This window comes from Dietzia sp. WMMA184 (assembly GCF_002441635.1).
Lineage (GTDB): Bacteria > Actinomycetota > Actinomycetes > Mycobacteriales > Mycobacteriaceae > Dietzia > Dietzia kunjamensis.
Window position 1 is genome coordinate 329,649 of record NZ_NXEI01000001.1, and the last position, 24,471, is coordinate 354,119.

Below are 24,471 nucleotides of genomic sequence, written 5' to 3' on the forward strand. Positions count from 1 at the left end.
GACCACAGGGAAGACATGACCCGCATCATCTCCGGCCGTCTGCGCGGGCTGACGATCACCGTGCCGCCGGCCGGCACCAGGCCCACCACGGACCGTGTCCGCGAGGCGCTCTACAGTGCCATCGGAAGTCGGATCGACCTGGACGGCGCCGCCGCTCTCGACCTGTTCGCGGGCTCCGGTGCGCTCGGACTCGAGGCGGTCTCCAGGGGAGCCGACGTGGCGTGGTTCGTCGAGGAGAACCAGCGCGCGGTGGCGTGCCTGAAGAAGAACACGGCGGGCGCGTCGTCGTCGTTGTCGTCGTCGTCGTCCTCATCGTCGTCGTCCCCGCTCCGCCTCACCGTGAAGCGCGCGGCGTTGCCCGCCGCGGTCCGTGGCCGGTGCCCCGTCGAGGGCGGATTCCACCTCGTCCTGGCCGACCCTCCGTACGAGCGGTCAGCGGAGCTGGACGAACCGGTGCTGGAGGCCCTGCTCGCCGGGGGGTGGCTCGCGGAGGACGCGCTCGTCGTGTGGGAGCGGTCGAAGCGGGACCCGGCCGTGCGGTGGCCGGGCGGGTACGAGGTCGTGTTCGAGCGCACCTACGGCGAGACCGCCGTGGAGATGGCCCGGCCTGTTGATACGGTCGCCCCATGACCACCGTCGTGTGCCCAGGCTCCTTCGATCCGGTGACCCTCGGGCACCTCGACATCATCCGGCGAGCCGCCGCGCTGTTCGACGACGTGATCGTGTGCGTGGTCGCCAACCCCAACAAGCAGGGCACCTTCTCGATCGACGAGCGCAAGGCGATGATCGACGAGGTCTGCGCCGACATCCCCGGGGTGCGGGTGGACAGCTTCTACGGACTGCTCGTGGACTACTGCCGCGATCAGGGTGCCACCGCGGTGATCAAGGGCCTGCGCGACTCCACCGACTACGACTACGAGTTGCCGATGGCCCACATGAACCGTTCGATCGCCGAGATCGACACCGTCTTCCTGCCCACCCGGGCCGACCTGGCGTTCGTCTCCTCCTCGCTGTGCCGCGAGGTCACCCGACTCGGCGGCGACGTGTCCCACCTGCTGCCGGAGCCGGTCGCCCGCGCCCTGACGGAGCGCCTGGGCTGACGGGGAGGGGCGGGGCAAGCGGCGTCGGCCCGCCGGACCTACCGGACACACCGCCCACGCACCGGCCCGGCGACCTGTGTTGCGGGCACACTGGTGGGGCAAGAGTGACGATCCGGTGAAGGGACGAGCGTGTACCGAGTGTTCCAGGCCCTCGACGAGCTGAACGCGATGATCGAGGACGCCCGCAGTCTGCCCATGACCGCGAACTGCGTGGTGCCCCGGCACGAGTCCCTGCTGTTGCTCGACGACATCCGTGACTCGTTCCCCGGCGAACTCGACGACGCCCAGGACGTGCTGGACCAGCGCGACAGGGTGCTCGCGGAGGCCGATGCCACCGCCCGCGAGACGGTCGCCGCCGCCGACGCCGAGGCGGACCGCACCCTGCGCGAGGCGCGCGAGGACGCGGACGCCATGCTCGCCGACGCCAAGGCCCGCGCCGACCGCATGGTCGCCGAGGCGACCACCCACGCCGACGGGCTGGTGGGCGACGCCCGCGCCGAGTCGGCGGAGCTCCTCGACCGCTCGCGTCGGGACGCCGAGTCCACCACGAGCCGCGCCCGCGCGGAGGCAGACCGGCTCGTCGAACAGGCCAACATCCTCTACGACCGCACGATCACCGAAGCCCGGCAGGAGCAGCAGCGGATGCTGTCCGAGTCCGAGGTCGTCCGCATCGCCGACGAGGAAGCCGCGCGGGTGCGAGACGCCGCGCACGCCGAGAGCGAGCGTCGGCGCGAGGAATGCGACGCCTACATCGACGAGAAGATGGCCCGGTTCGAGGAGTTCCTCGGCACCACCCTCCGCACCGTCAGCCGGGGTCGCGAGGAGCTGCACGGTGTCGCCCCGGTCGGGCGACGGGAGCCCACCGGCCGGCGGGGGGTCCGCGAGGACGAGCGCCCGGGCGACGGGTACGGGGACTACTGACCCCGGCGGGTAGTCTGCTGGGCGTGTCCACCACCTCCCGTACCCCCCGCCACGGCCGGCCCGCCGCCGATTCGCTCGTCCTCGACACCCGCGTCCTCGGACGCGCCCCCGGCTCGATGGTGCCGGTGCAGCGTGCCGCCGTCCTCCCCTCGGCCATCGGCGTGGAGTTCATCCGGATCCCCGAGGGCTCCGAGGTGGACCTCGACCTCATGCTGACCTACGTCGACGAGGGTGTGCTCGTCACCGGCTCGGTCACCGGTCGGGCCGAGGTCGAGTGCGCGCGCTGCCTGGGCGAGTTCTCCGCCCCGGTGGGCGTGGACCTGACCGACATGTACGCGGCCGAGGGCACCGCCGCGGCCGAGGCCGCCGAGCAGGACGAGGTCCGCCTGCTGGACGGCGACCTGCTCGACCTCGAGCCCGCGCTCGTCGACGCGTTCGGTCTGGAGTTCCCCATGTCGCCGACGTGCACCGACTACGGACACGACGAGTGCATCAACCCGGACACCCCCGCTCCCGACGGCGTCTCCGGCGACGCCGAGGGCCGGATCGACCCGCGCTGGGCCGGGTTGGCGGAGAAGTTCGGGTCCACCGGAGCCGGCGACGCCGGTGAGGACCGCGCGTGACGGAGCAGCCGTCGCCCCTGGACTCTGTCCTGGGGGTCGCCCTCCCCGCCGACCTCGCCACCCAGGCTCTGACCCACAGGTCGTACGCCTATGAGCACGGCGGTCTGCCCCACAACGAGAGGTTGGAGTTCCTCGGCGACGCGGTGCTCGAGTTGGTCGTGACGGAGTACCTCTACACGGCGTACCCGGACCGTCCCGAGGGGGACCTCGCCAAGATCCGCGCGAGCCTGGTCAACACCTACGTCCTGGCCGACATCGCGCGCGAGATCGGCCCCGGCGGCCTGGGAGATCACCTGCGGCTCGGCCGCGGTGAGGAACTGACGGGCGGTCGCGACAAGCACTCGATCCTCGCCGACACCCTCGAGGCGGTGTTCGGGTCGGTCTATCTGACCCACGGGCTCGAGACGGCCCGGGGTCTGATCGAACGGATCATCGGCGACCGACTGCAGGTGGTCCCGCATCTGGGGGCGGCCCTCGACTGGAAGACCAGCCTGCAGGAGAAGTGCGCGTCGACGGGCAGGCCCAGGGTGCGGTACGAGATCACCTCCACCGGGCCGGACCACGACAAGACCTTCTCCGCGGTGGTGTTCGTGGGCGACGAGTCCCTGGGCGAGGGGACCGGTCGCACCAAGAAAGAGGCCGAGCAGAAGGCCGCCGAGCAGGCGTGGGCCGTCCTGGACGGGACCACACGCTGACGTGCCCGAGCTACCCGAGGTCGAGGTCGTCCGCAGGGGCCTGGCCGATCACGTCGTCGGTCGTGTGATCACGTCCGTGGAGGTCACCGGCGCCCGCACCGCGCGCCGGCAGCCGGGCGGCGCCCCTGAGATCGTCGCGCGTCTGACCGGCCGCACCGTCAGCGGCGCCCGGCGTCGCGGCAAGTACCTGTGGCTCACCCTGGACTCCGACCACGCGGCGGGAGCGGACTGCCTGCTCGTACACCTGGGGATGAGCGGGCAGATGTTGGTCGCCGAGGGCGGTGCGCCGCCGGTACGCCACCTGCACGCGCGAGCCGAGCTCGACGACGGCAGGGAGCTGCGTTTCGTCGATCAGCGGACGTTCGGCGGGTGGACCGTCGTCCCACTGGCGGAGGCTCTCGACGGCACGGGGGAGCTCCTGCCCGCGCCGGCCGCCCACATCGCGGCGGACCCGTTCGAGCCCGGGTTCGACCCCCTCGTCGCCGCCCGGACGATCCGACGCCGGGACACCGAGATCAAGCGCCTCCTGCTGGATCAGACCGTGGTCTCGGGGATCGGCAACATCTACGCCGACGAGGCCTTGTGGCGCTCCGGTCTCCACGGCCGCCGGCGGTCCGGCGCCGTGACACTCCGCGCCGTGACCGGGGTCCTCGAGCACGCCCGCGAGGTGATGGCGGACGCGCTGGCGGCCGGCGGCACCTCATTCGACGCGCTGTACGTCAACGTCAACGGCGCCTCGGGGTACTTCGATCGCTCCCTCGACGTCTACGGACGGGCGGGCCTGCCGTGCGCGCGGTGTGGGACGGCCGTGGTGCGGGAGGACTTCATGAACCGCGGTTCGCACTTCTGCCCGGTCTGCCAGCCCGCGCCACGCCGGTCCCGCCCGCCACGTCGGTCCCGCGCGCCGCGGCGGGGCTGAGGTGGCCCGCGGACCGGTCGTACGATGACCGCATGACTGAGTCGACGCCCCCCACCCCCACGCAGACGCCCGCGCCGGCCGCCCCGCAGGCGGCGCACCCCGCTCGCGATCTCCGTGTCGAACGCACCGGGACCCGACGCTACGTGGGGACATCTTCCCGGGGAGCCCGTGTCGAGATCGGCTCGGCCGACGTCGAGGGGGTGTTCACCCCGGGGGAGTTGCTCAAGATCGCGCTCGGGGCCTGCACGGCCATGGCCTCCGACTTCACGATCTCCCGCCGGTTGGGTGACGACTACGCCGCGACCGTTCGCGTCGCCGGAGACGCCGACCGCGAGAACGAGCGGTACCCGCTGCTGGAGGAGAGCTACGAGCTCGACCTGTCCGGGCTCGACCCGGCGATGGCCGAGCGACTGGTGGCGATGATCCGGCGCTCGGTGGAGTCCGCGTGCACGGTTGGCCGGACGCTCACCGCGGGCACCGAGATCGAGCTGGGCTTCGAGACCGGGGGCGGCGAGGCATGAGCGCCCCGGGACCCGACCGGGTCCGGCTGGTCGCCTGGGTCCACGGCCGCGTCCAGGGCGTGGGCTTCCGCTGGTGGACCCGCAGCCGCGCACTCGAACTCGGCCTGAGCGGGTACGCGGCCAACAAGCCGGACGGTCGCGTCCACGTGGTGGCGGAGGGACCGGAGTCGGCGTGCCGTGCCCTGCTGGAACTCCTCCGCGGCGGCGGGCCCCCTGGCCATGTCGACCTCGTCGTCGACACCTGGGAGCCGGCCCGGGGCGGACTCCCGGGATTCGTCGAACGCTGACCTAGGATCGACAACCGTGTATCTCAAGTCGCTGACGCTCAAGGGCTTCAAGTCCTTCGCGGCGCCGACGACCCTGAGATTCGAGCCCGGCATCTGCTGCGTGGTGGGGCCCAACGGGTCGGGTAAGTCCAACGTCGTCGACGCACTGACCTGGGTGATGGGTGAGCACAGCGCCAAGTCGCTGCGCGGCGGCAAGATGCAGGACGTCATCTTCGCGGGGACCGCGGGGAAGCAGCCGCTCGGCCGCGCCGAGGTGACGCTCACCCTGGACAACTCCGACGGCGCCCTGCCGATCGACTACGCCGAGGTGTCGATCACCCGGCGGATGTTCCGCGACGGCGCTGCGGAGTACGAGATCAACGGCGACCGCGCCCGGCTCATGGACGTGCAGGAACTGTTGTCGGACTCAGGGATAGGCCGCGAGATGCACGTCATCGTCGGCCAGGGCAAGCTCGCCGAGATCCTCGAGTCCAAGCCGGAGGAACGCCGGGCGTTCATCGAGGAGGCCGCCGGGATCCTCAAACACCGGCGCCGCAAGGAGAAGGCCCAGCGCAAGCTCGCCGGTATGCAGGGCAACCTGGACCGGCTGAACGACCTCACCACCGAACTGCGGCGCCAGCTCAAGCCGCTGGGACGGCAGGCCGAGGTCGCGCGTCGGGCGCAGACCATCCAGGCCGACCTGCGCGACGCCACGTTCCGCCTCGCCGCCGACGACCTGGTCACCCGTCGACGCGAACTCGCGGACGCCGAGAGTGTCCGCGCCCGGTTGGCGGACCAGGTCGCGCAGGCGGTCGACCGCCGGGATGCGCTCACACGCTCCGTGGCCGACACCCAGGCCGAGCTCGATCGGTTGACCCCGGACGCCGACGCTGCGCAGCAGCGGTGGTTCGCCCTGTCGACGTTGGCCGAGCGGGCCCGCGCCACCGCCCGGATCGCCGCCGACCGCGCGCGGTCGCTGGCCGCCGAGGTCGCCGTGCACCACGGCACCGACCCGGACGAGCTCGACCGCCAGGCCGAGCGGGCCGCCGCGCACGAGGAGGAACTCGCCGCCCAGGTCGACGCCGCCGCCGAGAAGGCCCGTCTGGCGACCGAGGCGTTGGGACGGGCCGAGTCGACGCTCGCCGCGCTCGAGGCCGAGCACCTCAAGGCCGTCCGGGCGATCGCGGATCGCCGGGAGGGCGTGGCCAGGCTCGCGGGCAAGGTCGAGACCCTCGCCGCGAGAGTGGAGTCCACGCAGGCGGAGATCGCGCGCGTCGACGCCGAGGCGGAGGTGGCACGCACCGCCGTGGTCGACGCCGAGGCCGAGTTCGACGCCGTCCACGCCAGGGTGGGGGCGCACGAGCAGAGCGAACGGACCCTCGACGAACACCTGGGGCGGGCCGAGCGCGCCCACCTCGCGGCACGGGCCCGGCTCGCGGAGTTGCAGGGGATCGAGCGGGAGGCCGACCAGCGGATCGCGCGGCTGGCCGCCCGGATCGAGACGCTCGAGCAGAACAAGGGCGCCGGGGACGGCGCCGAGTGGGTCGTGCGGCATCTCGGGGCCGACGCCGTCGCCGGGACGGTGGGGGAGATGCTCGGCGTCCGCGACGGGTGGGAACGCGCCGTGGGGGTCGCCCTCGGGCCGGCCGTCGACGCGGTGGTCGTGGACACCTCCGTGAACCGCCGGCAGGTCCTGGCGGCCCTGCGGGAGGCCGACGCGGGCCGGGCCGGACTCGTGGGAGCCGGGACGCCGGGTGGCGACTACCGACTGGAGGTCGACCTGGTCGGCGGGGCACGCTGGGCGCTGGACGTGGTGGACGTCCCGGAGGACCTCGTGGCGGCGGTGACCGCCCTGTTGGTCGACGTGGTCGTGGTCGACGACCTCGCCGCCGCCCACGCCCAGGTCGAGGCGGACCGCCGCGTGCGCGCGGTCACCCGCGACGGGGAGCTGGCCGGTGCGGGGTGGACCGTGGGCGGGTCCGCGTCGGGGCGCACCGGGTTGGAGATCCAGTCGGCGATCGACGCCGCGGTCGTCGAGCGCGACGCCGTTCGGGCCGAGATCGAGACCACCCGCGCCGAGTTGGCCGGCGCGGCGGCCGAGGACACCGAGCGAGCGGACCGGTTCTCCGAGACTCTCGCCGCCATCAGCGAGTCCGACGCCGCGATCGAGGAGATCTACGCGGAGCTCGCCCGTATCGGCCAGCGGCGCCGTCGCGCCGAGGCCGAGGTGCGGCGCCTGGAGCAGACCCGCCGGATCTCGGTGGACAAGCTCGACGCCGCGCGCGCCGAACACGCCGAGCTGACCGACCGACTCGCCAGGGCCGGGGACGACGACGACGAGGTCCGGCCACCCGAGGACGACGGGCGCGGTGCCGCGCAGGCCGCGGTGGCCTCGGCCCGGGCCGCGGAACTCGAGGCCAGGCTCGCCCACCGGTCCGCCGAGGAACGGGCCGCCGGCGTCCGCGGCAAGTCGGCGTCCCTGCGGCGGGCCGCGCAGGCGGAGCGCGAGTCCCGGGCGCGGGCCGCCAGGGCGGCGGCGCAGCGGCGCCGCGGCGCGGAGGTCGCCGGCGTGGTCGACGAACTCAGCGGGCGGCTGCTCTCGCGGCTCGACGAACTCATCACCGCCGCCGGAACCGAGCGGGACCGGCTCTCGGCCGCGCGCGCCGAGGCCACCGCCGGTGTCGCCGCGCTGCGCGGTGATCTCGCGGCGGCCGAGTCCGAGGTCTCGAGGCTCGGCGACGCCGCTCACCGCGACGAGATCGTCCGGGCGCAGCTCGAGGTCAAGGTCTCGGAGCTCGAGGCGGCGGTGCTCGAGCGTCACGGTATCGAACCGCAGGCCCTCGTCGAGGAGTACGGCCCGGACGTGGACCTGCCGCCGTCGGCGTTGGAGATGCAGGAGTACGAGGCGGCTCGCGAGCGCGGTGAGGACGTGATCCCGCCGCCGCCGATGCCGTTCGAGCGCGCCGAACAGGAGCGTCGTCTCAGGTCGGCGCAGAAGGACCTGGCCACCCTGGGCAAGGTCAACCCGCTGGCGTTGGAGGAGTTCGCGGCGCTGGAGGAGCGCTACGCGTTCCTGTCCACCCAGCTCGACGACGTGAAGAAGGCCCGGTCCGACCTGGAGGGGGTGATCGACGACGTCGACGAGCGCATCGAGCAGATCTTCACCGAGGCGTGGGTCGACGTCGAGCGCGAGTTCCGGGGTGTCTTCTCCACGCTCTTCCCCGGAGGGGAGGGGCGACTGATCCTCACCGAGCCGGAGGACATGCTCACCACCGGCATCGAGGTGGAGGCGCGACCACCGGGAAAGAAGGTGAAGCGGTTGTCGCTGCTGTCCGGCGGCGAAAAGTCGCTCACCGCGGTCGCCATGCTGGTGGCGATCTTCAAGGCCCGCCCCAGCCCGTTCTACGTCATGGACGAGGTCGAGGCGGCGCTCGACGACACCAACCTGCGGCGGCTCATCGGGCTGTTCGAACAGCTCAGGGAGACCAGCCAGCTCATCGTCATCACCCACCAGAAGCCCACCATGGACGTGGCCGACGTGCTCTACGGCGTGTCGATGCAGGGCGACGGCATCTCCAAGGTCATCTCCCAACGCATGCGCTGAGGATCACGTGCGCCGGAAGACCGCCCGGAGCCGTTCACGGTTGACCACGCCGATCGCCCGCAGCGGGATCCCCGCCGGGCACACCCGCGAGCACTCCCCGTAGAGCGAGCAGGGACCGAACTCCTCGTCGGCGGCGCTGACCATCTCGCGGGCGCGGGCCGCGCGGTCGGCGCCCGCGACGGGCATGAGGGCGAGGTGCCCGAGTTTGGCCCCCACGAACAGGTTGGCCGAGCCGTTGGGGCAGGCCGCCACACACGCCCCGCACCCGATGCACGCCGCGAAGTCCAGTGCGGTCTCCGCCGTGTCGTGACCCTGGAGGGTCGAGTCCGCGGCCGGGGCGGCGCCGGCCGGGATTCCCACATGGGCCGCGGACTCGACGACCCCGTCCAGAGCGGACCGGTCCACCACCAGATCGCGGATGACGGGGAACACGGCGGCGCGAAGCGGTTCGATGCGCAGGGTGTCCCCGTCGGCGTAGGGGGTCAGCCGCTGGTGACACGACGGGGTGTTCTCCGCGGGACCGTGCGGGCGACCGTCGACGGTGACGCCGCAGGCCCCGCAGATGCCCTCGCGGCAGTCGGAGTCGAACGCCACCGGTTCGATGCCCGCGTCCACCAGGTCGCCGTTGAGGACGTCGAGCAGCTCCAGCACACTCATCTCCGGCCGTGCGTCGCGGACCTCGAACTCCTCGTACCGTCCGGCCTCGTGTGGCCCGGACTGCCGCCAGATGCGCAGGGTCAGTCTCATCGGTAATCCCTCGCGGTGGGGGCGACCGCCGAGAACTCCAGCGGTTCGGCGTGTCGGGTGAAGGACCGGGGCCCGCCACGGTCATCGCCCTCGGAGGCCCAGGCGGAGGTGAAGGCCCACCGACGGTCGTCCCGCCGGGCCTCGCCGTCGGGCGTCTGGTGCTCGTCGCGGAAGTGGGCGCCGCACGATTCGTCCCGGTCCAGCGCATCCACGCACATCAGTTCCGCCAGTTCGAGGAAGTCGGCGACCCGCCCGGCCAGTTCGAGCACCTGGTTGAGGTGACCGCCTGTGCCCGTGACCCGCAGGTCGGTCCAGAACCGGGTCCGCAGGTCACGGATGCGCTCGATCGCCCGGGTCAGGCCGTCGGCCGTCCGTGTGACGCCGCACCCCGAGTAGAGGATCTCGCCGAGCTCACGGTGGAAGTGCTCGGGCCCGGTCGAGCCGCCCACCGCGAGCAGGTTCCGCACCCGCGACCGGGCGCGGGCCACGGCGGCCACGACCACCTCGTCGTCGTCGCCCGGCAGGTCGTCCCCGAGGCGGGTGGCCAGGTGCGCCGGCACCGAGTACGGAAGGGTGAACCACCCGTCGACGCTCGCGCTGAGCAGGGAATTCGCACCGAGTCGGTTCGCGCCGTGATACGCCCAGCCGCATTCGCCGCCGACGAACAGGCCGGGGATCGACGTCTGCAGGTCGAAGTCGCTCCACAGCCCGCCCATCGTGAAGTGGCACGTCGGCGCGATGCGCATGGGTACGGCGTACGGGTCCTCGCCGGTGGCGTGGGCGTACATCTCGAACAGGTTGCCGTAGCGCTCGGTGATCGTCCGGCGCCCGTCGCGGGACAGGGCGTCACGGAAGTCCAGGTAGACGGAGTTGCGGCGTGGCCCCACCCCTCGCCCGGCACGGATCTCGGAGGTGATCGCCCGGGAGGCCACGTCGCGGGGCACGAGGTTGCCGAAGGCGGGATAGCGGCGCTCGAGAAAGAAGTCGCGGTCGGCGTCCGGGATCTCCCCGGGCGGCCGATCGTCGCCGTCATGGAGCGGGACCCAGACGCGGCCGTCGTTGCGCAACGATTCGCTCATGAGGATCGTCTTGGCCTGCCAGTCGTTGTCCTTGGGCAGCGCGGTGGGGTGGAACTGCACGAACGACGGTGAGGCGAACAGGGCCCCCCGCTGGTGCGCGCGCCACACCGCCGAGGCGTTGGAGTGGATCGCGAGCGTGGAGTCGTGGAAGACGGTCCCGTAGCCACCGGTCGCGAGGACGACCGCGTGCGCGGTCTCGGCCCGGATGTGGCCGGACACCAGGTCACGGACCACCACACCGTGGCACCCCGAATCGTCGACGACGAGGTCGAGCATCTCGTGGCGGGTGTGCAGCGTGACGGCGCCGGCACGGATCTGCCGCTGCAGGGCCGAGACGCCCGCGAGCTGGAGTTGTTGGCCGGTCTGACCGCGGGAGTAGTACGTGCGCGAGACCTGCACGCCGCCGAAGGACCGGGTCGACAGGACGCCGCCGTACTCGCGTGCGAAGGGGGTCCCGATGGCGGAGAAGTGATCGATCACCCGCGCGGATTCCTCGCCCAGCCGGAACGCCTCGGCCTCCCGCCCACGGAAGTCCCCGCCCGAGACGGTGTCGGCGACGAACCTGGCCACGGAGTCTCCGTCCACCCGGCGGCCGCGGGCGGCGTTGATCCCGCCCTGGGCGGCCACGGAATGCGCGCGCCGGGCGGCGTCGTGGTAGGTGAACGCGGTGACCCGGTAGCCGAGTTCGCCGAGGGCGGCCGCCGCGCCGGCCCCGGCCAGGCCCGTGCCGATCACCACCACGTGGAGGTGGCGGCGGTTGGCCGGCGCGACCAGGCGGTAGGCGTCGCGACGCCTCGCCCAAGCGGAGGCCGGGTCGCCCCCGGGTGTGCCGGAGCTCAGCACGTGTCCCTGTCGTCCGTCGGGCACGAGGACGGGGGGTGGGGTGAAGGTCACGTCAACCACCCGGCCTGGACCGCGATCGGGATAGCGGCGTTGCCCAGCAGCACGGCCACCGCGGCGATCCCGCCCACGGTCGTGATCACCGCCCGGCTCCGGGCGCCGGTCACCCCGAGGTCGCCGGCGGCGGTGTGGACCCCGTGGGCGACGTGCAGGGCCAGCAGCACCATGGTGATGCCGTAGAAGGCCGCGACCCAGGGCCGCGAGAAGCTGGCGACCAGATTGGCGTACGCCGTGCCGGGCTCGAACGCCTCCGACGCCGCGGGGGCGGTGCCCGTGGTCATGTCGAGTACGTGGAAGACGACGAAGAGCAGCAGCACCACGCCGGTGAGCAGCATCGAGCGGGCGCCGAACGAGCCGGCCGTCAGGCCTGTCCGCCGACGGTGCGGGCCCGCGGACGCGTGGGAGCGCCGCACCAGCACGACCGCGCACCAGACGTGCGCCACCAGACCCAGGACCAGCACGACGCGCAACGCCCACAGGACGCCCTCGTGGGGGACGAGGGGGTACAGCAACGTCCGCAGCCACGCGGCGTAGGCGTCGAAACCCGTGGCCCCGCCGAACACTTTGAGATTGCCGACCATGTGCACCACCACGAAGGCGGTGAAGAGCAACCCCGTCACCGCCATGATGGTCTTGGCGAGCCAGGTGGGCGGGGCCGGGGCCCGGCGGAGGGGGCGCCGGCGTACGGACGTACCCCCTGGCTGGGCGGCGAACTCGACCACGTGGGCTCCTCCCCGGACGACGACAGGCGCCAGTCTAGGTCCGCCACAGCCCCCCGGGACCGAGATGACGACGGGTGCGGTCGGCCATACTGGGCACCGTGACTACCACCACCTGGATCATCATCGCCGTCGCCGCGGTGCTGCTGCTGGCCATCATCGCCCTCGTCGTGGGTCTGCAGCTGCGCAAGAAGCGGCAGATCTCCCTCACCAGGGCCGCCGAGCGCAAGGAGCTCACCCGCGAGGAGCGCTCCGGCAACTATCAGGCCGGGACGGGGTTCTCGTTCGCCCAGGGAGGGGGCGGCGCCACGGCGGCCCCGCCCAGGGAGCCGGTGCGCCGTGACCCGACGCCGCGGGAGGACCTGCCGCCGGCGACACCGGCCCCACGGCCCCCCGCGCCGTCGTCTCCTGCGACGGGGGCGGCCCCCGCCGCCGAACCCGCCGCCGAACCCGCGACCGCGCCGGATACCGCGCCCGAGACTGCCGTCCCCGCGCCCGAGCCGGACGTCGATCCCGGCCCGACCGAGGCCACCGAGGTCGTCGAGCCCGCCCCGGTCGAACCCGTCGTGGTCCCCCCCGAGGTGCCCGACGAGGAGATCCCGGCGCCCCCGGAGACGGTCACCGGGACCCCGGAGCCGGTCGCCCCGGTCGAGCGCATCGACCCGGCCGCCGGCCGCCTCGACCGCCTGCGGGGCCGCCTCGCGCGGTCGCAGAACACCGTGGGCCAGGGGCTGCTGGGTCTCCTCGGCGCCGGCGATCTCGACGAGGACGCCTGGGAGGAGATCGAGGACACGCTGATCATGGCCGACCTCGGTTCGGCCACCACCGAGCTCGTCGTGGACCGCCTGCGGGCGGAGATCGCCACCCGACAGGTCCGCACCGAGGCCGAGGTGCGCGATCTGCTGCGGCAGACCCTCATCGACAACCTCCACCCCGAACTCGACCGCTCGCTGCGTGCGCTGCCGAACGACGGGACGCCGGCCGTCCTCCTCGTCGTCGGCGTCAACGGCACCGGCAAGACCACCACCACCGGCAAACTCGCCCGCGTCCTCGTCGCCGACGGTCGCGAGATCCTCCTCGGCGCCGCGGACACGTTCCGCGCCGCCGCCGCGGATCAGCTCCAGACCTGGGCCGAGCGGGTGGGCGCCGAGGTGGTCCGCGGCAAGGAGGGCGCGGATCCCGCCTCCGTCGCCTTCGACGCGGTCACCCGCGGGGTCGAGACCGGTGTGGACGCCGTGCTCGTGGACACCGCCGGTCGCCTCCACACCAAGACCGGGCTCATGGACGAGCTCGGCAAGGTCAAGAGGGTGGTGGAGAAGAAGACCCCCGTCGACGAGGTCCTGTTGGTGATCGACGCCACCACCGGGCAGAACGGGCTCATGCAGGCGCGCGTGTTCAAGGAGGTCGTCGACATCACCGGTGTCGTGCTCACCAAGCTCGACGGCACCGCCAAGGGCGGCATCGTGTTCCAGGTCCAGCACGAGTTGGGCGTGCCCGTGAAGCTCGTCGGACTGGGCGAGGGGGCCGACGACCTCGCGCCGTTCACCCCCGAGGCCTTCGTCGACGCGTTGCTCGGCACGTAGGTCCCGGGCGACGCGGCCGGGATACGCGCCCGGGCGGCCGGGACACACGACCGGAACAGGGGACCCGAGCGCGTTACAACCCCGAAACATCAGGGCACATCCGGTGCAACACGACCAAGGAAATCTTCATGTCGACGGGGAGCGAAGAGTCGCTCACCACGTACGAGACGAGGAGGACCGCACCGTGATAGGTGACAGTGTCGCGTTGCTCGCCCAGGAGGCGACGCCGGAGATCGATACGGGAGACACGGCCTGGATGCTCATCGCAGCATCCCTGGTACTGCTCATGACGCCCGCCCTGGCGCTCTTCTACGGCGGCATGTCCCGGCAGAAGTCCGTGCTGAACATGATGATGATGTCGTTCGGCGCGATGGGCGTGGTCGGCGTGATCTACCTGCTGTGGGGATGGTCGATGTCCTACGGCAGCGAGTCGGTCCTGGGGCTGTTCGCCAACCCCTTCGAAATGTTCGGGCTCTCCGGGGTGATCGGTGACGCGACCGAATGGGCAGTCTCCGGCTCCGGCGCCTACCCGCAGGTCGTCGACGTCGCCTTCCAGGTGACCTTCGCGATCATCACCGTCGCGCTCATCTCGGGCGCGATCGCCGAGCGCGCCCGGTTCGGCACCTGGCTGGCGTTCGTCGGCGTCTGGGTGACCCTGGCGTACTTCCCGCTCGCCCACATGGTGTGGGGCGGCGGACTGCTCTCCCACTCGGACAGCGGACTGGCGGCCATGATCTTCGGGACCGTCGACGACGGCGAGGGCGGGCTGACCGCCGCCGTCGCGCCCGTCGACTTCGCCGGCGGAACCGTCGTGCACATCAACGCCGGTATGGCCGCGCTCGTCCTGGTCCTGCTCATCGGCAAGCGGCTCGAGTTCGGCCGTACGGCCTACCGCCCGCACAACCTGCCGCTGGTCATGCTCGGCGCCGCCCTGCTGTGGTTCGGCTGGTTCGGGTTCAACGCCGGTTCCGCGTTCGGTGCCAACGGTGCGGCGGGCCTGGCGTGGGTCAACACCACCGCCGCCACCGCCGCCGCGATGCTCGGCTGGCTCCTCGCGGAGCGTATCCGTGACGGCCACGCCACCAGCCTCGGCGCCGCCTCCGGCGTGGTCGCCGGCCTCGTGGCCATCACCCCCGCCGCCGGTTCCGTCCACCCGCTCGGCGCGATCGCCCTCGGTGCGATCGCGGGCGTGCTGTCCGCGCTGGCCGTGGGCCTCAAGCACCGCTTCGGCTACGACGACGCCCTGGACGTGGTGGGCGTGCACCTGGTCGCAGGACTCTGGGGCACCATCGCCATCGGCCTGTTCGCCACCGGCACCTTCGGAACGGACGCGGGAATGTTCTACTCCGCGGATGGCTGGCGACTCCTGGTGGTCCAGATCGTGATCGCCGTGGCCGCCCTCGTGTTCACCGCGATCATGACCGCGATCGCCTGGGCGATCTGCCGGCCGCTCGGCTGGAGGATCGACAAGGCCGACGAGCAGGCGGGCATCGACGGTGCCCAGCACGCCGAGAGCGCGTACGAGGCCTCCACCAACGCGCTCATCCGCTGAGCCGACCCCTTCGAAAGGAACCCACGACATGAAGCTCGTCACCGCGATCGTCAAACCGTTCACGATCGACGACGTCAAGGCAGCACTGGAGCAGGCCGGTATCCACGGCCTCACCATCAGCGAGGTCCAGGGATACGGACGCCAGAAGGGCCACACCGAGGTCTACCGCGGCGCCGAGTACGCCGTGGACTTCGTCCCCAAGATCAGGGTGGAGGTGGTGGTCGACGACGAGACCGCCGGCACCGCGGTCCAACTGATCGTCGACGCGGCCCGGACCGGAAAGATCGGCGACGGCAAGGTCTGGGTGACCCCCGTCGAGAGCATCGTGCGCGTCCGCACCGGTGAGGAGGGCACGTCCGCGATCTGACCCTCGGGCAGAACCCGGCGCGCGGTCGCCCCGTCACAGGGGCGGCCGCGCGCCGTCGTGTACTGCGGACGCCACCCTCGCCCGGTCCCGCGCAGACCGTGCGCAGCCGTTCACAAAGGTGAAACCTGTACGCCCCGAGGCGGTGACACGGAGGCGACATTCTGGACCCGACGGATGAGGGAAGGGGAGTGCCATGGCGGTCACGGCCGACGGCGAGCGCGCCACGGCGCTGCGGGCGGGACGCGAGCGGATCCTCTCCGCCCCGCGTGAGAGCCTGCCCGCCGCGCCGTTGAGGGACGCCCTGTGCGAGCTCTACGAGATGGAGCTGGGACGGCTCGCCGACGAGGCCGGGATCGGCCCGGGGTCGGGGTTCGCCCTCATCGCGTTCGGCGGGTTGGGACGCCGGGAGGTTCTGCCACACTCGGATCTGGACCTCGTCCTGGTCCACGAGCGGCGGCCGGACCGTGACGTGGGCGAGCTGGCCGACGCACTGTGGTACCCGCTGTGGGATTCCGGCGTCGGACTCGACCACAGTGTCCGCACGGTCGACCAGTGCCTGGCCGTGGCCGCTGCCGACGTCTCCGTCGGGCTGAGTCTGCTGGACGCGCGCGTGATCGCTGGCGACGCGGATCTGGGAGCGCTCGTCGTGGACGGCGCCCGCCGGCAGTGGCGGGACCAGATCGCCTCCCGCTTCGACGACCTCGTCGACGCGGCGGCCGCCCGGCGCCACCGGGCCGGGGTGATCGCGCACCGCAGCGAACCCGACCTGAAGAACGGGGCCGGTGGGCTCCGCGACGCGCAGCTCGTCGCCGCCCTGGGCCTGGCCCACCTCAGCGACGGTCGGCCCGTGGTCCCCGGTGGGATGGCGCGCGCGCACCGGCTGGTGCTGGACGCCCGGACCGAACTACACCGCGTCAGCGGACGCCCCCGCGAGGTGCTGCACGCCGAGTACGGGGACGAGGTCGGCGAGGCGCTGGGTCTGGGGGACCGGTTCGATCTCGCCCGGGCGCTGAGCGACGCCTCCCGGACGATCGCGTTCACCGCGGACCAGGCGATCCGTGGCTCGTGCGCGGCGCTGTCCTCCCGGGGACTGACCGGCCTGCTGCGGAGGTCGCCTGTCCGTCGGCCCCTCGACGACGGGGTGGTGGAACATGCGGGGGAGGTGACGCTCGCCCGCGCGGCCCGCGTGGCCGACGACCCCTGGCTAGCGCTGCGGGTGGCCGCGGCCGCGGCCCGGTTCGGGCTGCCGATCGCGACCTCCACCCTCGGTGTCCTCGCCGAACGCTGCCCCGTCCCGAACGGTCAGTGGCCGGCGGAGGCCCTGTCGGACCTGCTCGTGCTCCTGGGCTCGGGTGAGGCGCAGTTCCCCGTGCACGAGGCGCTCGACCGGTGCGGGTTGTGGGAACGGCTGCTACCGGAATGGGCGGGGGTGCGGGATCTGCCCGCCCGCGACCGGGCGCATATCTACACGGTCGACAGGCACCTGGTGCAGACGGCCGTGGAGGCGTCCCGACTCACCACCTCCGTCGCACGCGCGGACCTCCTGCTGCTCGCGGCGCTCCTGCACGACCTCGGGAAGAGCCGGGACGGCGACCACAGCGAGAACGGGGCGGACATGATCCGCCCGATCTGCGCGCGGATGGGCCTCGGGGGCCGCGACACCGAGACCCTCACGCGCATCGTGAGGCATCATCTGCTGCTCCCCGCGACCGCCGCGAGACGCGACCCCGCCGACCCCGCCACCGCCGAGGCCGTGCTCACCGCGCTGGACCGGGACGCCGTCGCCCTCGACGTGTTGGCCGCGCTCACCGAGGCGGACTCGCTCGCGACCGGGCCGACGGTCTGGACCACAGGCCGTGCCGGGGCCCACGCCGCGCTCGTGGCGGCCTGCGGCAAGGCGCTCGGCCCCCGTCCCGCCGCGGTGCAGGCGCCGACGGTGAACGCCTCTCGGCGGCACGGTCCGCCGGACGTCGTGGTGGACCTCCGGGCGGCGGACACCGGCACCACACACGAGGTCACTCTCGTCGTCCCCGGTGGGGGCCGCTCGCTGGCGGTGACCGCGGAGGTCCTGGCCGCCCACAGGCTGGAGATCGTGGACGCGGAGATCGACCTGCGTCCCCCGGGCGGGATGCGCGCGAGGATGACGGTCTCCACCCGCTTCGGAGACCCGGTGGACGGACGCGTACTCCGGCAGGATCTGCGCCGCTCGATCGACTCCGGGCTCCCCGGGCCGCTTCGCGCCGCGCTGTCCCGGGGGGCGGCGCTGGCGATCGGACCCCCGCAGGCCAGATCCTCCGTCCTGATCTCGCACCGGACCGACGCCGACGGCGTGCTGATGGAGGTGCGGTCGGAGGACCGGCCCGGCCTGTTCGCACGGGTCGTGGCCGCTATCATCGAGGCTGGCGCCCGCATCGACTGGGTGGTGGTGCGCACCAGGGGAGCGGCCGTGGAGGACGTGTTCGCGCTCTCCGGCCCCGGAGCGGTGTTGAGTACGGCCGGTCAGGTGGAGGCGTTGCTGCCACGACGTGATCCCACGACGCCCGCCGCGGCGCATGCCGATACCCTGTGATCAGTCGTCGCCGACGACACCGGGAACCGTGCGCGCTCCCGGGCCGCGAACCAGGGAGCTGTTGCCGTGTTCGAATCCTTGTCCGACCGCCTCACAGGTGCGCTCAAGGACCTGCGCGGAAAAGGGCGGCTCAGCGACGCCGACATCGACGCGACGGCCCGCGAGATCCGCCTGGCACTGCTCGAGGCCGACGTCGCCCTGCCGGTGGTGCGCGAGTTCATCGCGCGGGTCAAGGAGCGTGCCAAGGGCGCGGAGGTCTCCGAGGCGCTCAACCCCGCCCAGCAGGTCGTCAAGATCGTCGACGCCGAACTCACCGCCATCCTCGGCGGGGAGGAGCGGCGGATCGAGTTCGCCAAGCAGCCCCCGACGGTCATCATGCTGGCGGGTCTGCAGGGCGCGGGTAAGACCACCCTGGCGGGCAAACTGGCGCACTGGCTCAAGGGGCAGGGGCACACACCGCTCCTGGTGGCCTGTGACCTGCAGCGGCCGGGAGCGGTCGACCAGCTGCAGATCGTCGGTGAGCGTGCCGGAGTACCCACCTTCGCCCCGCACCCCGGGACCTCCGTCGGGGGCGACGGCGAGGTGATCGGTGTCCGGGAGCCGGTGTCCGTCGCGCAGCGCGGATTGGCTCACGCCCGCGCCAAGATGCACGACGTCGTGATCGTCGACACCGCCGGTCGACTCGGCATCGACGAGGAGATGATGGCCCAGGCCCGGGGGATCCGGGATGCCGTCCAGCCCCACGAGACCTTCTTCGTCCTGGACGCGATGATCGGTCAGGACGCGGTGGTCACGGCCGAGGCCTTCCGTGAGGGCGTCGGCTTCACCGGTGTCGTGCTCACCAAGCTCGATGGTGACGCCCGCGGTGGCGCCGCGCTGAGCGTCCGCGAGCTCACCGGGACGCCGATCATGTTCGCGTCCGACGGCGAGAAGCTCGAGGACTTCGACGTCTTCCACCCCGACCGCATGGCCAGCCGCATCCTCGGGATGGGCGACGTGCTCTCGCTCATCGAGCAGGCGGAGACGGTCTTCGACGCGCAGGAAGCGGAGAAGACCGCCGCGAAGATCGGCTCCGGCGAGCTCACGCTCGAGGACTTCCTCGACCAGATGTTGATGATCCGCAAGATGGGGCCCATCGGGAACCTGCTCGGCATGCTGCCCGGCGGCAAGGAGATGAAGGCCGCCGTCGGCGACATCGACGAGAAGTACCTGGACCGCATCCAGGCGATCATCCGCGGCATGACCCCCGAGGAGCGCGCGGACCCGAAGATCATCAACGGCTCGCGCCGCCAGCGCATCGCGAATGGTTCGGGGGTCACGGTCACCGACGTCAACCAGTTGGTCGACCGGTTCTTCGAGGCCCGCAAGATGATGAGCCGCATGGCGGGCCAGATGGGGATGCCCGGGGCGGGACGCAAGAACCAGCGCAAGGGCAAGAAGGGCAAGGGCAAGGGGAAGGGTCGCGGTCCCACCCCGCCCAAGCAGCGGGGGATGATGCCCGGGGGGATGCCGGGGATGCCGCCCGGGATGCCCGGTATGCCGCCCGGCGGGATGCCCGACCTGTCCCAGTTGCCGCCCGGACTCGACCAGCTCCCGCCGGGGCTGGAGGGGATCGACCTCAACGACCTGAAGTTCCCCAAGCGCTGACCGGTCCGCCCGACGCGTCGATTGGTGCCCACCGTCCCGGCCTGTCTAGACTGGTCCGCTGGACGCCGTCACCGGTGGACCCTCGTGGGTCCGTGCCGAACGGCGGTCACCCGGAAGGCGAAACCGGGCCCCGCCAGCAGGGCGGGCGCCGCTGAATCGCCACGTGACCCGCAACAGAAAGCGAGACGCCTCATGGCCGTCAAGATCAAGCTCACCCGCCTCGGCAAGATCCGTAACCCGCAGTACCGGGTCGTCGTCGCCGACGCCCGCACCCGCCGCGACGGGCGCGCCATCGAGACCATCGGTCTCTACCGCCCCAAGGAGGAGCCGAGCTTCATCCAGATCGACTCCGAGCGCGCGCAGTACTGGCTCGGTGTCGGCGCCCTGCCCACCGAGGCCGTCGAGCAGCTGCTCAAGATCACCGGCGACTGGCAGAAGTTCAAGGGGATCGAGGGCGCCGAGGGCACCCTGAAGACCGCCGAGCCCAAGCCCTCGAAGCTGGACCTGTTCAACAAGGCCCTCGAGGACGCCCAGGGCGAGCCGTCCGCTGAGGCCATCACCGCCAAGCGCAAGGCCGAGAAGGCGAAGAAGGACGAGGCCAAGAAGGCCGAGCAGGAGGCCGCGAAGGCCGCCGAGTCCGGCGAGGGCGAGGCCGCGTCGGCTGACGCCGAGACCGCCGAGGCCTGAGACAGATGAATGACATGGTCGTCGACGCCGTCGACCACCTCGTCCGCGGAATCGTGTCGGACCCCGACGCGGTGTCCGTCCGGTCGAGTGGTGGTCGGCGCGGCACCGTGATCCGTGTGGCCGTCGCGCCCGAGGATCTCGGCCGTGTCATCGGTCGGGGTGGCCGTACCGCCTCCGCGATCCGGACCATCGTCTCCGCCGTCGGCGGGGACGGTGTCCGGGTCGACGTGGTCGACACCGACCGCTGACCCCGCCCGTACACGTCGGCAATCGGAGGACCTGGACCATCATGGAGCTCGTCGTGGGACGCGTCGTCAAATCGCACGGCGTCCGCGGCGAACTGGTGGTGGAGGTTCGCACCGATTCACCCGAGGAGCGATTCGCCGTCGGTACCCGACTCGTCGGGCGGGTCGGTCGGGGTGATCGGGCCACCGACCGCGACGTCACCATCGAAGCCGCCCGGCAGCATTCCGGGCGGCTTCTGGTGCGTCTGGAAGGCGTCGGCGATCGGGACACCGCGGACGCACTCCGCGGCATGCTGCTGCTCGTCGACTCGGATGCGCTGGAGGATCCGGAGGACCCGGACGAATACCACGACCATCAACTGGTGGGACTGCGGGTGCTCGACACCTCGGGTGCCACCCTCGGCGAGGTGACCGAGATCGTGCACACCGCAGCCGGCGAACTCCTGGCCATCCGGCTGGCCGACGGAGGAGACGCCTTGGTCCCGTTCGTCTCCGAGATGGTCCCCGAGGTGGACCTCGTCGCGCGGACGTGCGTCATCGACCCGCCGGAGGGGCTGCTCGACCTGGGGACGTCGTGACCGCTCTCCCCGACGGTGGGGACGGTCCGCTCATGCACCTCGACGTCATCACGGTCTTCCCCGAGTACCTCGCCCCGCTGCAGTTGGCGTTGATCGGTCGGGCCGCCGACCGGGGCATAGTCGACGTCGCCGTTCACGACCTCCGGGGCTGGACCCACGACGTCCACAAGTCGGTCGACGACACCCCGTTCGGCGGTGGGCCGGGCATGGTCATGCGCCCGACGGTGTGGGGCGAAGCGCTGGACGACCTCGTGCCGCCGCAGGGGACGGCGATGAGCGAGCAGGGGGACGGTCAGACCCGCCCACTCCTGATAGTCCCGACGCCCGCCGGACGACCGTTCTCCCAGGCTGACGCGCACCGCTACGCCCGTCGACGCCACCTGCTGTTCGCGTGTGGTCGCTACGAGGGCATAGACCAGCGCGTCGTCGACGAGGCGTCCACGCGGATGGACGTCGAGGAGGTCAGCATCGGCGACTACGTCCTCATCGGGGGCGAGGTGGCGGTGCTCGTCATCGCGGAGGCCGTCATCCGCCTCCTACCCGGGGTGCTGGGTAACCGGCGCAGCCATGAGGAGGACTCCTTCTCCGACGGCCTGCTCGAGGGCCCCAGTTTCACCCGGCCCGAGGTGTGGCGCGACCGGCCGGTGCCCGAAGTCCTCAAGAGTGGCGATCACGCCAGGATCGCGCGGTGGCGCCGCGACGAGTCGCTGAGACGCACAGCCGAGCGGAGGCCCGACCTCCTCGGGTCGGCCGAGCTGGACAAGGCCGACCTGGCGACGCTCTCGGACTTCGGTTGGGTTCCTCCGGCCGGGTGATTTGGGTCCGCCGAGTAGCGGATGGCACACTAGCGAGGTTGACCTTCCGGGCACCACGTGTGTCCGCTGACGGTCGCGCTGATCCGGGGCACGAACCGGTCGTCCCGCCGCGGGCGGGCGCCAGGGTCCTCTGTCCTCATTCCTGACATGCAAGGAACACAATGAACACTCTCGACTTCATCGACAACAAGTCGCTCCGCGACGACATCCCGGACTTCCGCCCCGGCGACACGCTCGACGTGCACGTCAAGGTCATCGAGGGCTCGAAGGAGCGCGTCCAGGTCTTCAAGGGCGTCGTGATCCGTCGCCAGGGCGGTGGCGTCCGCGAGACCTTCACCGTCCGCAAGGTCTCGTTCGGCGTCGGCGTCGAGCGCACGTTCCCCGTGCACTCGCCCACGATCGACCGCATCGACGTCCTGGTCCGCGGCGACGTGCGTCGCGCGAAGCTGTACTACCTGCGTGCACTCCGTGGCAAGGCCGCGAAGATCAAGGAGAAGCGCTGACCGTGTAGAGCCGGTCGGACTCGGCCGCCGTCGGCGGTGCGGGATCGACTACGCTCATCCGGGTGAGCAGCACCGATACGCCTGGACATGACGCCGCCGAGCCGGGGTCCCGTAACGACGGGGCCCCGGCTCGCCGCGTCGAGAAGAAGGGCCAGCCCTGGTACATCGAGATCCCGCTGCTGGTGGTGATCGCACTCGTCCTGGTGTTCGTCTTCCAGACCTTCGTCGGACGCGTCTACCAGATCCCGTCGGAGTCCATGGAACCCACGCTGCACGGCTGCGCGGGCTGCACGGGGGACCGCATCTTCGTCGACAAGATCACCTACCGGTTCGGAGACCCCGAACCCGGGGACGTGGTGGTCTTCGAGGGGCCCGACTCGTGGAACGAGGGGTACCAGTCCATCCGGTCGGACAACGAGGTCATCAGGACCCTGCAGAATATCGGCGGTGTGATCGGCATCGTCCCACCCGACCAGAACGACATGGTCAAGCGCGTCGTCGCGGTGGGGGGCCAGACAGTCGGGGGCTGCTCCCCGGATGGCGCACTGCTCGTCGACGGCCAGCCGCTGGACGAGCCGTACCTCAACGAGACCCCGTCGCCGGCGGGGAACCCGCTCAACTGTGCCTTCGGTCCGGTTACGGTCCCCGAGGGCAACTACTGGGTGATGGGGGACAACCGCGGCAACTCCGCGGACTCCCGCTTCCACATGGGTGACGAGTTCCAGGGAACCGTGCCCGAGGAGAACATTATCGGCAAGGTCCGCGCGATCATCCTCCCGTTCAGCCGGATCGGGACGGTCCCCTCCCCGGACATCAACGCGGGGTGAGCCGGGCACGACCGCAGCGGCCCCGGGATGTCGTCCTTCCCGGCCGGGTCCGGGTGACCCGTCGCGACGGCCGGCTGGCGTTGGAAGCAGCCCTGGCCCGTCGAGGTCTCGGCCCGGTCGCCGGTGTGGACGAGGCCGGTCGCGGTTCCTGTGCAGGCCCGTTGGTGGTGGCGGCCTGCGTGTTGGGGGACCGGCTCCACCCCGACCTGGCGGACCTGGATGACTCGAAGAAGCTCACCGTCACCACTCGTGAGCGCCTGCATGACGTCATCCTGCGCAGGGCGTCGGCGGTGAGTGTGGTGGTGATCGAGCCGGACCGGATCGACATGCGCGGGATCCACCGGTGCAACCTGGAGGGGATGCGCCGGGCGGTCGCCGCCCTCGCCCCGGCACCCGGTTTCGTGCTGACCGACGGCTTCGCGGTCGACGGGCTCGGATGTCAGTCCACGTCCGTGATCGGGGGGGATGCAGTGGTCGCATCCATCGCCGCCGCGAGTGTCCTCGCGAAGGTCACGCGGGATCGGATTATGGTGGACCTCGACTCGCGGTACCCGGGGTACGGTTTCGCCGCCCACAAGGGGTACAGCACCGTGAGTCACGCCAGGGCGATCGAGCAGCTCGGTCCCAGCGGCATCCATCGGATGTCGTACGCCAACGTCCGTCGCGCCGCGCAGGCGCATTCGAGGAGCAGCACGAGATGAGCGCCGAGGATCTGGAGAACTACGAGACCGAGATGGAGCTCTCGCTCTACCGCGAGTACCGCGACATCGTCGGCCAGTTCACCTACGTCGTCGAGACGGAGCGGCGCTTCTACCTCGCCAACGCCGTCGAGCTGATCCCCCGGTCGGCGGACGGCGAGGTCTACTTCGACGTGAGGATGTCCGACGCGTGGGTATGGGACATGTACCGACCTGCACGTTTCGTCAAGTACGTTCGGGTGCTGACCTTCAAGGACGTCAACATCGAGGAACTCGACAAGCCTGAACTGCGGCTCCCGGAGTAGC

25 protein-coding genes are annotated in these 24,471 nt (G+C 71.7%); 22 read left to right on the forward strand and 3 right to left on the reverse strand.

Features of this window, described 5'->3' with window-relative positions; translation table 11 throughout:
* Positions 1 to 15 precede the first annotated feature (15 nt).
* The 9 genes from rsmD to smc all read left to right on the forward strand — a co-directional run bounded on the left by rsmD (position 16) and on the right by smc (position 8,649).
* Complete coding sequence (rsmD, locus tag CK206_RS01505; RefSeq protein ID WP_096905306.1) at positions 16 to 630, forward strand: 16S rRNA (guanine(966)-N(2))-methyltransferase RsmD; 615 nt, start codon at positions 16 to 18, stop codon at positions 628 to 630.
* Complete coding sequence (gene coaD / locus CK206_RS01510) at positions 627 to 1,100, forward strand: pantetheine-phosphate adenylyltransferase (RefSeq protein ID WP_096905307.1); 474 nt, start codon at positions 627 to 629, stop codon at positions 1,098 to 1,100. Before rsmD ends, coaD begins: the two co-directional genes overlap by 4 nt.
* Before the next feature lie 129 nt (positions 1,101 to 1,229).
* Complete coding sequence (locus CK206_RS01515; protein ID WP_096905308.1) at positions 1,230 to 2,021, forward strand: DivIVA domain-containing protein; 792 nt, start codon at positions 1,230 to 1,232, stop codon at positions 2,019 to 2,021.
* A gap of 23 nt (positions 2,022 to 2,044) precedes the next feature.
* Positions 2,045 to 2,644, forward strand: coding sequence for a DUF177 domain-containing protein (locus CK206_RS01520; protein ID WP_067717567.1), 600 nt, complete (start codon positions 2,045 to 2,047; stop codon positions 2,642 to 2,644).
* Positions 2,641 to 3,339 carry a ribonuclease III gene (rnc, locus tag CK206_RS01525; RefSeq protein ID WP_096905309.1) on the forward strand — a complete coding sequence of 233 codons (699 nt, stop codon included), beginning with the start codon at positions 2,641 to 2,643 and terminating at the stop codon, positions 3,337 to 3,339. Before CK206_RS01520 ends, rnc begins: the two co-directional genes overlap by 4 nt.
* 1 nt (position 3,340) lies before the next feature.
* On the forward strand, positions 3,341 to 4,258 hold the full coding sequence (mutM, locus tag CK206_RS01530) for a bifunctional DNA-formamidopyrimidine glycosylase/DNA-(apurinic or apyrimidinic site) lyase (protein ID WP_096905310.1): 918 nt from the start codon (positions 3,341 to 3,343) through the stop codon (positions 4,256 to 4,258).
* A 32-nt stretch (positions 4,259 to 4,290) separates the two neighbouring features.
* Positions 4,291 to 4,779, forward strand: coding sequence for an OsmC family protein (locus tag CK206_RS01535; RefSeq protein WP_096905311.1), 489 nt, complete (start codon positions 4,291 to 4,293; stop codon positions 4,777 to 4,779).
* Positions 4,776 to 5,066, forward strand: coding sequence for an acylphosphatase (locus CK206_RS01540; RefSeq protein ID WP_096905312.1), 291 nt, complete (start codon positions 4,776 to 4,778; stop codon positions 5,064 to 5,066). Before CK206_RS01535 ends, CK206_RS01540 begins: the two co-directional genes overlap by 4 nt.
* A 16-nt stretch (positions 5,067 to 5,082) precedes the next feature.
* Entirely contained in the window at positions 5,083 to 8,649 is a 3,567-nt protein-coding gene (gene smc / locus CK206_RS01545) for a chromosome segregation protein SMC (protein ID WP_096905313.1), read from the forward strand.
* Positions 8,650 to 8,652: 3 nt separating this feature from the next.
* On the opposite strand, the gene CK206_RS01550 is transcribed toward smc, so the two are convergent.
* From CK206_RS01550 to CK206_RS01560, 3 genes are read right to left on the reverse strand one after another with little or no spacing between them, the layout of a single operon-like run.
* Positions 8,653 to 9,396 (reverse strand): succinate dehydrogenase/fumarate reductase iron-sulfur subunit, encoded by a 744-nt coding sequence (locus CK206_RS01550; protein WP_096905314.1) that lies wholly within the window; start codon positions 9,394 to 9,396, stop codon positions 8,653 to 8,655.
* Entirely contained in the window at positions 9,393 to 11,369 is a 1,977-nt protein-coding gene (locus CK206_RS01555) for a fumarate reductase/succinate dehydrogenase flavoprotein subunit (RefSeq protein ID WP_096905315.1), read from the reverse strand. Before CK206_RS01555 ends, CK206_RS01550 begins: the two co-directional genes overlap by 4 nt.
* The gene (locus CK206_RS01560; protein WP_096907219.1) at positions 11,366 to 12,001 is read right to left on the reverse strand and encodes a succinate dehydrogenase cytochrome b subunit; all 636 of its coding nucleotides are present in this window, start codon (positions 11,999 to 12,001) and stop codon (positions 11,366 to 11,368) included. Before CK206_RS01560 ends, CK206_RS01555 begins: the two co-directional genes overlap by 4 nt.
* A 194-nt stretch (positions 12,002 to 12,195) precedes the next feature.
* On the opposite strand from CK206_RS01560, the gene ftsY reads away from it, so the two are divergent.
* The 13 genes from ftsY to CK206_RS01625 all read left to right on the forward strand — a co-directional run bounded on the left by ftsY (position 12,196) and on the right by CK206_RS01625 (position 24,470).
* Positions 12,196 to 13,677 carry a signal recognition particle-docking protein FtsY gene (ftsY, locus tag CK206_RS01565; protein WP_096907220.1) on the forward strand — a complete coding sequence of 494 codons (1,482 nt, stop codon included), beginning with the start codon at positions 12,196 to 12,198 and terminating at the stop codon, positions 13,675 to 13,677.
* Positions 13,678 to 13,933: 256 nt separating this feature from the next.
* Entirely contained in the window at positions 13,934 to 15,229 is a 1,296-nt protein-coding gene (locus tag CK206_RS01570) for an ammonium transporter (protein ID WP_067717988.1), read from the forward strand.
* Between the two features lie 28 nt (positions 15,230 to 15,257).
* Complete coding sequence (locus tag CK206_RS01575) at positions 15,258 to 15,596, forward strand: P-II family nitrogen regulator (protein WP_067717588.1); 339 nt, start codon at positions 15,258 to 15,260, stop codon at positions 15,594 to 15,596.
* Positions 15,597 to 15,789: 193 nt separating this feature from the next.
* On the forward strand, positions 15,790 to 18,165 hold the full coding sequence (locus CK206_RS01580) for a [protein-PII] uridylyltransferase (RefSeq protein ID WP_096905316.1): 2,376 nt from the start codon (positions 15,790 to 15,792) through the stop codon (positions 18,163 to 18,165).
* Between the two features lie 66 nt (positions 18,166 to 18,231).
* Positions 18,232 to 19,812, forward strand: coding sequence for a signal recognition particle protein (ffh, locus tag CK206_RS01585; protein WP_096905317.1), 1,581 nt, complete (start codon positions 18,232 to 18,234; stop codon positions 19,810 to 19,812).
* A 192-nt stretch (positions 19,813 to 20,004) separates the two neighbouring features.
* Positions 20,005 to 20,499: a 30S ribosomal protein S16 gene (gene rpsP / locus CK206_RS01590; protein ID WP_067717594.1), complete on the forward strand. Its 495-nt coding sequence runs from the start codon at positions 20,005 to 20,007 to the stop codon at positions 20,497 to 20,499.
* Between the two features lie 5 nt (positions 20,500 to 20,504).
* On the forward strand, positions 20,505 to 20,747 hold the full coding sequence (locus CK206_RS01595) for an RNA-binding protein (RefSeq protein ID WP_067717596.1): 243 nt from the start codon (positions 20,505 to 20,507) through the stop codon (positions 20,745 to 20,747).
* A gap of 41 nt (positions 20,748 to 20,788) precedes the next feature.
* Positions 20,789 to 21,322: a ribosome maturation factor RimM gene (gene rimM, locus CK206_RS01600; protein ID WP_096905318.1), complete on the forward strand. Its 534-nt coding sequence runs from the start codon at positions 20,789 to 20,791 to the stop codon at positions 21,320 to 21,322.
* A 32-nt stretch (positions 21,323 to 21,354) separates the two neighbouring features.
* A complete protein-coding gene (trmD, locus tag CK206_RS01605) occupies positions 21,355 to 22,137 on the forward strand; it encodes a tRNA (guanosine(37)-N1)-methyltransferase TrmD (RefSeq protein ID WP_096907221.1) in 783 nt (260 codons plus the stop codon).
* 161 nt (positions 22,138 to 22,298) lie between these two features.
* The gene (gene rplS / locus CK206_RS01610) at positions 22,299 to 22,640 is read left to right on the forward strand and encodes a 50S ribosomal protein L19 (RefSeq protein ID WP_067717600.1); all 342 of its coding nucleotides are present in this window, start codon (positions 22,299 to 22,301) and stop codon (positions 22,638 to 22,640) included.
* Positions 22,641 to 22,702: 62 nt separating this feature from the next.
* Positions 22,703 to 23,467, forward strand: a complete 765-nt coding sequence (gene lepB / locus CK206_RS01615) for a signal peptidase I (RefSeq protein ID WP_096905319.1) — start codon at positions 22,703 to 22,705, stop codon at positions 23,465 to 23,467.
* Positions 23,464 to 24,168, forward strand: coding sequence for a ribonuclease HII (locus tag CK206_RS01620; RefSeq protein WP_096905320.1), 705 nt, complete (start codon positions 23,464 to 23,466; stop codon positions 24,166 to 24,168). The genes lepB and CK206_RS01620 overlap by 4 nt, the downstream gene beginning before the upstream one ends.
* Positions 24,165 to 24,470 carry a DUF2469 domain-containing protein gene (locus CK206_RS01625; RefSeq protein WP_007632861.1) on the forward strand — a complete coding sequence of 102 codons (306 nt, stop codon included), beginning with the start codon at positions 24,165 to 24,167 and terminating at the stop codon, positions 24,468 to 24,470. The genes CK206_RS01620 and CK206_RS01625 overlap by 4 nt, the downstream gene beginning before the upstream one ends.
* The last annotated feature ends 1 nt before the right edge of the window (position 24,471 follow it).